Raw genomic sequence first — 8,484 nt, forward strand, 5'->3', positions numbered from 1 at the left:
ATTCACGCCGTCACGGCGGCTGGGTTTGCCCTGAAAATTGCCCTCTTCATTTTTGCCCACACTTTAAGCCAAGCCGGACTATAGTCCGCAACTTGGGTTATATAGTATCACAACTGGCGCCGGTCCCGAAAGAACCAGGACCCGGCAGCCGCTAGGACGGCACCGAAGTAGGCTCCGAAGAAGTCACGGCCGTGGGCGAGGGCTGGCTGTGCGCGGCCTGGGCGTCCTTGCTCACGTAAAATTTGCGGTTCTGCATGTCGTACACGTTGCCTTTGGCCAGCACGTGCATGGTCAGGTTCTCCACAGAAAGCACGGTGCCTTTTTTGGCAGCGGCCGCGTTGTTGTGCTGGATGTTGTGCCCGTCCAGGATAATAACCAGGTTAGAGCCAATGGTTTCCACTAGGTTGCCCTGGGTAATGAGCACGCCGGTGTCTTCCCCGAGCCCAATGCCGATGAGCTTGGGGTGCAGGGCTACCGACTCGATGAGGCGGCCAAACCGGCCCCGCTTCACAAAGTGCGAATCGATGACGGCCGCGGACAGCAGGCCCAGGCCGCTTCCCATCTTCACGGCCCCTTTCAGCAGGGCATCGGGCACCGAGCCGCCGCGAATCATGTACTGCGACATGGCCATGGCGCCCGCGCTGGTGCCGGCAATCACGAAATGCGGCTCGGCGTGGTAGCGCTGCGTCATGCGTTGCAGAAACTCGGTCTCGCCGAACATTTCGCGCAGCCGCGACTGGTTGCCGCCCGAAAACATGACGACATCCGCGGCCATCAGGCGCTCCAGGTACTCCGGCTGCTGGGCGTCCTCCACCGTGCGGATGTCCATAATGCCCACATTCAGGCAGTTGAGCATAGCAAAGGAGCCCGTATATATCGGCCCCACCTCTTCCGGAATCATCGAAGCGGTGGTAATGACTTCAATGCGCGGGTCGAGTTTGCCGGTTTCCAGCACAATGCGCTTGAGGATGCCCAACTCAAAAAAGTTGAGATAATACTTGCGGCGGGTGCGAGGGTTGGGGTAAGTGCCTTTGTCCTCGTTGCCGCCCACGGCGATGAGTTTACCGAGAGGGATGGTGCTTTTCAACGGATATCTACAATTACTGAAAAAATCAAAACAGCTTGGGCCATGCGGGAAGCAAGCGGGTTGCCCGGCGCAAAGTTCGGGCCGGAAGCCCTTTCGTGCGCTATGCCACCAGCGAATCGAGGGTGCCGGTTGCCACGGAATGGTAGTTGGCGCGCGCCTGGGCATAAATAGCCCGCGCCCGGGCGGGCCCGTCGGGCGTGGCCAGCAGGGCCCGGTACAGCGGCACCAGAAATTTGCGCCGGCCCACATGTCGCAAAAAGTTTTCTGCCGCCGGCAGCGCCGCGGCGTACCCGGCCCGCAGCGTGTGCGCAAACCAGGCCGTGTTGATTTCAGCGTTGCCGGAAGCCGTAAAGTAAAACGCGTCGTCGAGGACTCCGAGGTCGTGGGCGGAAAGGGTAGGCGGGAGGCCGTGCAGAAAATGCACCCACTCGTGGCTGCTCCACCCGGCGGTGGCCGGCACCAGGGCGCCGGGTGCCGTGCCGTGCCCCAGGCGTTTCAACAACTCATCAACCGCCACAAACCGGCTGGAGGTTACGGCCGGTGCGGAGGCAGGGAGGCCCGGGCCGTCTACCCACGCGCCCAGCTGCAGCTGCTCCTCCAGCCCCGCTTCTTTATCAAGTAGCTCGGTGCGGAGGTAGGCGAGGAAGGTGGCCGTGTCCATGGCCCGGAAACTGAAGCGGGTGAAGTACTCCTTTATAAAGGCATCGAGGCGGGGCCGGCCAATGAGGCTTTCCAGGGTTAGAAGTAGCGCGCATCCTTTTTCGTACGCTATTTCCGTGAGACCTTCGTCGGGGTCGCGGCCGGCAAGCTGCAGGCGCAGGTGGGTGTCAGGGCTGCCGGCTCCGAGCTCGGCAATGGTATCATGCAGGGCATCGCGGCCCAGCACCTGCAACATGTCGGCGTAGTCGCGGCCATACAAATGTTCCATGATGCGGCGCTCGAAATACACCGTAAATCCTTCGTTAAGCCAGAAATCATTCCACGTTCCATTTGTAACTAAATTGCCCGACCAGGAATGCGCAAGCTCGTGGGCCACCAGACTCGTAAGGCTCCGGTCGCCGGCCAGGATAGTTGGTGTAACAAATGTTAACCTAGGGTTTTCCATTCCCCCAAAGGGAAAACTAGGCGGTAACATAAGTAAATCATACTGTCCCCAGCGGTAGGCGCCGTAGAGCTGTTCGGCGGCGGCCACCATTTTTTCCAGGTCGGCAAACTCGTGCATGGCCGCGGGCAGCGTGACGGGCTCGGCGTAGATGCCGGTTCGGTGGCTGAGCGGGGCATAAGCCAGGTCGCCCACCGCCAGCGCCATGAGGTAAGCCGGAATGGGCTGCGTCATTCGGAAGGAGTAGGCCCCGGTGGCGCTGCGGGCCTTCGGATTTTCGGCGCTCATCAGGGCCAGCAAATGCGCCGGCACCTGCAGGCTGGCCTCGTAGGTGAAGCGGATGCCCGGCGAGTCCTGGCACGGCAGCCAGGTGCGCGCCAGTATGGCCTGCGACTGCGTGAAGAGGAAGGGCTGGGTGCCGGCCGTTTGGGCGGGGGCCAGCCACTGCAGCGCAGCCGCAGTGGGAGCGGTGCGGTAATGTATGCGCAGAGCGGAGGTATCGGCCGCTATGGCCACGTGCAGGGCTTGCCCCAGGGTCGGGTCGGCGGTGCCCAGGGTGAAAGTAGCTGGGGTGGGGTTGCCCGCGTAGTCCAGCAGCTCCACTGCCGCAATGCGGAGGTCGCGCGAGTCGAGCACCACTTCGGTGGCAGCGGCCGGGTTAACCAGCTGCCAGGTGGCGCTGCCTGCTATCGTTTGATTATCGAAGTCGACGGTGAGGTTGAGGGCGAGGTGGCTGACCCGCGCCGAGCTGCGCCCGGCGTAGCTGTGCGGGTCGGGCGCCAGGGAGGGCAACGGGGCTGGCGAAAGAAGTGGAGGAGCCATGAGCAACAGGTTCAAAAAAAGACAGAGATAAAAAACGACAGCTGACGCAGCGGGAGAGGAGCCGAGTGCTTTTTTCTTGGCAAGCCCAGCCCGGCCCCGGCGCGTGCCTGCCCATCTCCTTTACGGGCCGGGCTTTCGGAGCGTTAATGCAACGCTGCCAGGCGCTCAGCAACGCCGGGCAAGCCTAGCAGAACCGGCCACTGGCCCAGGTTGAAGTACGGTGGAAACCCAAAGTTGGCATGATTACGGACAGTAGGAATACAAGCTCTGCCCAGCACTTGCGTACTTTGCATCAGGACGGCCCCCGGGCCTGCTGCGCAACCACGTTCCTCGCTTGGCAGTACAATGCCTAGCCCGTGGCGGTTGCCCATGGCTTATGTCTTTTTTGATTAACTTCCCTCGATGTCCTTACTTTTTCGATTTTCTTCCACGTTATGGGTACTGCTAATCGCAGTAGTCGGCAGCACTACACTCTCTTCCTGCGGCTCCGAGCAAAGCAGCTCGGCTGCGGGTCAGAAGAGCGGCGGTCTGTTCTCCTCGGTGCCCCAGGGCCCTCAGCCGCTGCTCGACAGCACCTACCTCATCAACACCCTGCGGGCCGAGCCCGCGTTTAAGCCCCAGCTGGCCACGGCCCGGCGCTTCTACCGGGAGCGGGGGTTCAGGCTGGCTTGGTTCAAAGACCACGAGCCCGTAGAACAGGTTGAAACCCTACAGCAGATTATAGCTAAAGCCCAGGATGAAGGACTTAATCCTAAAGACTATCAGGTTAAGGACTTGAAAAAGATGCTGGCTGATTTCGAGCAGGCCAAGTCCGACAGTGCGAAGCGCAACGCCCTGGAACAGCAGATTGATGTGGCCCTCACGGGTACCTACATGAAATGGGGCTCCGACTACTACCGGGGCATTGCCAACCCGCGCGATTCCAAGAACACCGCCTGGCAGGTAAAGCCCAATAAAATCAAGCTCAATAAAGCCCTGCTCACATTCCTGGGCGAGCGCAAAAGCCGCTACAACTACTACGAGTTTGCCCCCCTGCACCCCGAGTACGCCAACCTGAGAAAGGCCCTGGCCGCTTACCGGGAGCAGGAGCGGGCCGGCGGCTGGCCCGTGCTTCCGGCCAGCCTCAAGCTACGCCCGGGGCAGTCGTCGCCCGAGGTGGCGGCCCTGCACCAGCGCCTTTTGGGCGGTGCCGGCAGCCCGCAGCCCGCTGCGGCTCCTGCAGCCGTACCGGTTTCAGTGCGTGAGAGCGGCACAAGTACAGTTCCTGCTGCCCCCGCCGACGCGCTCTATGGCCCGGAGCTGGTGAACGCTGTGAAAGCCTTCCAGCAGGACGCCGGCCTACGCCCCGACGGTATAGTGGGCGGCGAAACCCTGCAGGCTCTCAACGTGCCCATTGGCACCCGCATCGACCAGCTTATTCTGAACATGGAGCGGTGGCGGTGGCTCCCCAAAAAATTTGAGCCAAGCTACCTGTTGGTAAACATTCCGGAGTACACCCTGCACGTAGTGGAGGAAAACAAGGAGGTGATGGCCATGCCCGTGATTGTGGGCAAGGCCCTCAACGAAACCCCCGTCTTCAGCGATAAGCTGGAGTACGTGGTGCTGGCTCCCTACTGGAACGTGCCGTTCAGCATCATCGAAAACGAGCTACGCAGCAAGCTTGTGGCCAACCCCAACTACCTCGACCGTCTCGACATGGAAGTAGTGAAAGGCTGGGGCGCCAAGGCCACGCCCATCGACCCCGGCAGCGTGGACTGGGCCAATGTGACCAGGGAAAACTTCAAGTACACGCTGCGGCGCCGGCCCGGCCCGAAGAATGACCTGGGCGATGTGAAGTTTATTTTCCCTAATAGCAACGACATCTACCTGCACGATACCCCCCACGATGAGCTGTTTTCGCAAACCAATCGCAGCTTCAGCCACGGCTGTGTGCGGGTGAAAGAGCCCATCAAACTGGCTACTTACCTGCTTCGGAACAAGGCGGGCTGGGACCAGCAAACCATTCTGGATACCATCTCGCGGCGGCGCGAGAAGTACGTGACGGTAAAAGAAAAGCTCCCCGTTTACCTGGTGTATTTCACGGCCTGGGCCGATGCCGACGGGCACCCCCACTTCCGCAAGGATATCTACGGACACGACAAAACGCTAGCCCGCGAGTATTTCAATTAGACGAATCTTGGTGGGCTGTGCCTTGCGGGCCTGCTCCTCCACGCGTATCCATGATATATAAGAGCCCGACAACTTCTCAGTTGCCGGGCTCTTTTGTTTTATCATATAAATAACGCCACAAGCAATACACACACTCGCCAGATTGATTACAATTATAACGGACGAGTAAAAATCAGTGGTCATACTTTTCTGTATAAGATGATACAAATGTAATGCAAACATAAGTAATAATTGTAATCACATCCAAGTGTTTGCTCTAAAAATATTTTCTAAATCAAAAAAACATTTATGTACATTTGTAACCAAACCTTTTCTGATGGTCGAGCGTATTCGGACGTTGCTGGAAACACGCCAGCTCACTCCTACTCAGTTTGCTGATTCCATTGGCATCGCGCGCCCTATTGTCAGCCACATTCTGTCGGGCCGCAACAAGCCCAGTTTAGAAGTGGTGCAGCGTATTCTGGCCGCTATGCCAGACTTATCAATGGCCTGGCTGCTCAATGGCACCGGGGCCATGCTGGCCGGTGCGCCCGTTGCCCCTCTGGTTCAGCCCGCACAAGCCCCAACTGCTCCCACTAAGCCCACCGTTGCCGCGGTTCCACCCCAGGAAGTCGTTTCGGCGGTTCCTGAACTGCCTGCCAGCGCCCCGGAAAATACCCCGAGCCGCTCCCGCAGCCCCGAAACGCCCTCCAAGCCTGGCCGGCTGGTCGCGGCGGGCGGAGTTTCTGCCGTATCGGAGCCCAAGCGGTTTGCGCCCACTGCTACCCCGGCGCCCCGCCAGGCCGTGCCCGGCCTTGGTCCTCAGGCACTAATCGAGGCTCCAGCCGTAGAAACGGTGCCCGTAGCCGCTGTTTCTGCACTTGTTGATGCGCCGGTTGCTCAGCCGGCCGCGCCAGTAGTTACCCCTGCGATTACTATTAAGGCCCCAATCATTCCTTCTGGCCCCGAGTCCATCGAGGCGACGCCCGCCACTACGGCCCTGCTGGCCCGGACAGAAAAGCCCATCCGTCGGATTGTCATTTTCTACCACGACGGGTCCTTTGCCGACTACCGGCCCGAATAGCAACCCCACACTTTGCGGGAAAGAACAACTGGATACTTTCTGGTGTAGCGATGGCGCGGCCCACGCAAAATTATGCGCGCTTCGGATAGTGCGATACGCCAAAGCATGGGCGATTCCAGTGAGACTGCTGCTTACAAGGGAATACCCCCGTCGTGTCTATCTGCTTTCTCCTGTGTGGTGTGGGTGCTCAATACGCACTTTTTTAAAAGAAAAAAAGTCTTGTCCGTGCATCCATCCGCCAGAGGAAAGGAGTCGTATGTAGTGCGCTGGCTGGTGGCCGTGAGTGATGTAAGCCTTGCCTGTTCCTACCGGTATAACACAACTTGTCAGGCTGTTCTAAAGAGGCTAGGGGAGTGGTAATACTGATTGGTATACTAAGCTCGTAATTGAGTAAAATTCTTATATTCAGGTTTAGTCGATACTAAGTAGGATAGGGCTAATTTGCTAGTGTGAAATTGCTGCTTAATTCTACTGATAAGTTACTAATAATCAGTGAAAATAATTTGACTAACGAAAGTGCTGAGTGAAGATAACTATTGTTTGTTTTTTGATTGGTGTGGCAGTGTTATACGTTAGTTTGAGCTTTTGTTTAATCAAGAGAATAGGTGGCGAATCCGCGCATACGATAGCCGCTGATGCTAATTTTATAAGCTGGCAACTCACCATGAAAAGTGGTACTGTGATGCCGTACAGGCCGAGCCGCATGCTAAGCTATTGAGCGATAAATTCCTGCTCTGAACGCCTCATGAAGCCGGCGCGAATGCCAGGAGGATGGCGAGATACTGCAGCGTTGGGCATAGCCCTGACCTGACAGTTACCTGGTACCCGTGGGACGTGGTCAGCACTGACCTGTGAGGGGATTGATGCTCCAGTTGTCAATTGTAAATGGGGGCAATGAGATTGGTTGACACATTTTTTAACCCCCCAAAAGTGAGCATTTGCTGCTGCGCTCCGCTCAAGCTGACTGCGGCGCGGCCGTCAAGTTTGGTGGGGGCGGTTGTTCGTTTGGCAGCGAGAGGTTACCTTCGCAGTATGAAACTGACCCGCACGAATCTTTGGTTGGCCGCTGCCGCGGCAATGTTCCTGACCGCCTCCTGCTCCCAGGCCCCCGACGCTGAAAAGGACCCGTCGGCCGATGCCGCTTACAAGCGCGCCCACCGCGCCGAAGGCTACCGCGAAGCCCAGCGCTCCAACGTCACCCGCTAAATCCAGGTAGAGCTTATTGCGGCCTCTGCGGCTGTTCAATTGGCCCAACCCACGTCCCGAACGAAAACGGCCCCTGCCATAATTTGGCAGGGGGCGTTTCGTTTCGGGGCGTGGGCCACTCGCGCGGGTCGGAGAGGCCGGGTCGGTCTAAACCGCCTTTGACTTATACCTCTACCGCGACACCCGAGAAAACGGGGTTGGGCACCGGTTCGGTGGTGAAGCTGGGCAGGGTGATGCCGGCCAGTAGGTCGCGCTCCAGCAGGTCGGCCCAGGTGCGGAGGTAGAGCACCACGTCGTCGCGTTGGTTGTGGCGGAGGGCGTCGCGCCGCTCAAACCCAATGGCCGCCCGAATGGTGGGGTCGGAAATCTTCTCCAGGTGGGTGAGGTCAGTGCGCGAGAAGCCCATAGCCAGCATCTCGTCGATGGTCTGGTCGATGGGCAGGCCGCTGGTGGGGCAATAGTCGATGAGCTGCCGCTCCCAGTCACCGTAGCGCTGCATGGCGCGGGCGTGAATCTCGGCTTTGGTGAGGCGCGTGACGGTCTGGGCGAGGTGGCCGCAGTTGCAACTGCCCATGTGGCCCCACTGGTAGGGGGCTTGGGTGGCGAGACGCTGCGCCGTGTCGCGCAGGGCTTGGATAACTGGGAGCGTGGGCTGAGCCATAGGAAACGAACAGAAAGTAATTAGGAGCGAACAAGCACGTAATCTGCTTTAAAAAGCAGTAAGGCCCGGAAAAAGTTTTCCAGGCCTTATTGCTTTTTTGCTTGAAAATAGTGCCCATTACAAAAGAACGTTGTGCTGAGCTTGCCGAAGCCTCTCTACCGCATCTATTCCCCTTTACATAGGAATAGCATTGCGGTAGAGAGGCTTCGGCAGGCTCAGCATGACGTTCTTATTATAAGCAGACAGGCTTTTAATAAATAAAGCCTGCAAACGCGCTTAGAACGAGCCGCGGCGCGAGCCACCGGCATCGCCACGACGCCGGCCGCCTTGGTCGCCGCCTTCGCGGCTGCCGGCCACGTTCACGCGGGCGCCGC

6 protein-coding genes are annotated in these 8,484 nt (G+C 58.8%); 3 read left to right on the forward strand and 3 right to left on the reverse strand.

Features of this window, described 5'->3' with window-relative positions; genetic code table 11:
• Window positions 1–151: 151 nt before the first annotated feature.
• Window positions 152–1,087, reverse strand: coding sequence for a cyanophycinase (locus BEN47_RS19170; RefSeq protein WP_070730861.1), 936 nt, complete (start codon window positions 1,085–1,087; stop codon window positions 152–154).
• Between the two features lie 100 nt (window positions 1,088–1,187).
• On the reverse strand, window positions 1,188–3,011 hold the full coding sequence (locus tag BEN47_RS19175) for a M1 family metallopeptidase (protein WP_070730868.1): 1,824 nt from the start codon (window positions 3,009–3,011) through the stop codon (window positions 1,188–1,190).
• A 402-nt stretch (window positions 3,012–3,413) separates the two neighbouring features.
• Here BEN47_RS19175 and BEN47_RS19180 point away from each other — a divergent pair, with 402 nt between their 5' ends.
• The 3 genes from BEN47_RS19180 to BEN47_RS21635 all read left to right on the forward strand — a co-directional run bounded on the left by BEN47_RS19180 (window position 3,414) and on the right by BEN47_RS21635 (window position 7,449).
• Window positions 3,414–5,180, forward strand: a complete 1,767-nt coding sequence (locus tag BEN47_RS19180; RefSeq protein WP_070730863.1) for a L,D-transpeptidase family protein — start codon at window positions 3,414–3,416, stop codon at window positions 5,178–5,180.
• Between the two features lie 316 nt (window positions 5,181–5,496).
• Window positions 5,497–6,243, forward strand: a complete 747-nt coding sequence (locus tag BEN47_RS19185; protein ID WP_070730866.1) for a helix-turn-helix domain-containing protein — start codon at window positions 5,497–5,499, stop codon at window positions 6,241–6,243.
• A gap of 1,032 nt (window positions 6,244–7,275) precedes the next feature.
• On the forward strand, window positions 7,276–7,449 hold the full coding sequence (locus tag BEN47_RS21635) for a hypothetical protein (protein ID WP_158010111.1): 174 nt from the start codon (window positions 7,276–7,278) through the stop codon (window positions 7,447–7,449).
• A gap of 163 nt (window positions 7,450–7,612) precedes the next feature.
• On the opposite strand, the gene BEN47_RS19190 is transcribed toward BEN47_RS21635, so the two are convergent.
• A complete protein-coding gene (locus BEN47_RS19190) occupies window positions 7,613–8,110 on the reverse strand; it encodes a hypothetical protein (protein ID WP_070730867.1) in 498 nt (165 codons plus the stop codon).
• Window positions 8,111–8,484: the final 374 nt, after the last annotated feature.

The sequence above is a fragment of the Hymenobacter lapidarius genome, assembly GCF_001816145.1.
GTDB classification, from domain to species: Bacteria; Bacteroidota; Bacteroidia; order Cytophagales; family Hymenobacteraceae; genus Hymenobacter; species Hymenobacter lapidarius.

Excerpts from the sequence above, each read along its gene's own strand:
- BEN47_RS19185 (WP_070730866.1), top strand. The coding sequence starts at position 5,497 with ATGGTCGAGCGTATTCGGACGTTGCTGGAAACACGCCAGCTCACTCCT.
- BEN47_RS19180 (WP_070730863.1), top strand. The coding sequence starts at position 3,414 with ATGTCCTTACTTTTTCGATTTTCTTCCACGTTATGGGTACTGCTAATC.
- BEN47_RS21635 (WP_158010111.1), top strand. The coding sequence starts at position 7,276 with ATGAAACTGACCCGCACGAATCTTTGGTTGGCCGCTGCCGCGGCAATG.
- BEN47_RS19190 (WP_070730867.1), bottom strand. The coding sequence starts at position 8,110 with ATGGCTCAGCCCACGCTCCCAGTTATCCAAGCCCTGCGCGACACGGCG.
- BEN47_RS19175 (WP_070730868.1), bottom strand. The coding sequence starts at position 3,011 with ATGGCTCCTCCACTTCTTTCGCCAGCCCCGTTGCCCTCCCTGGCGCCC.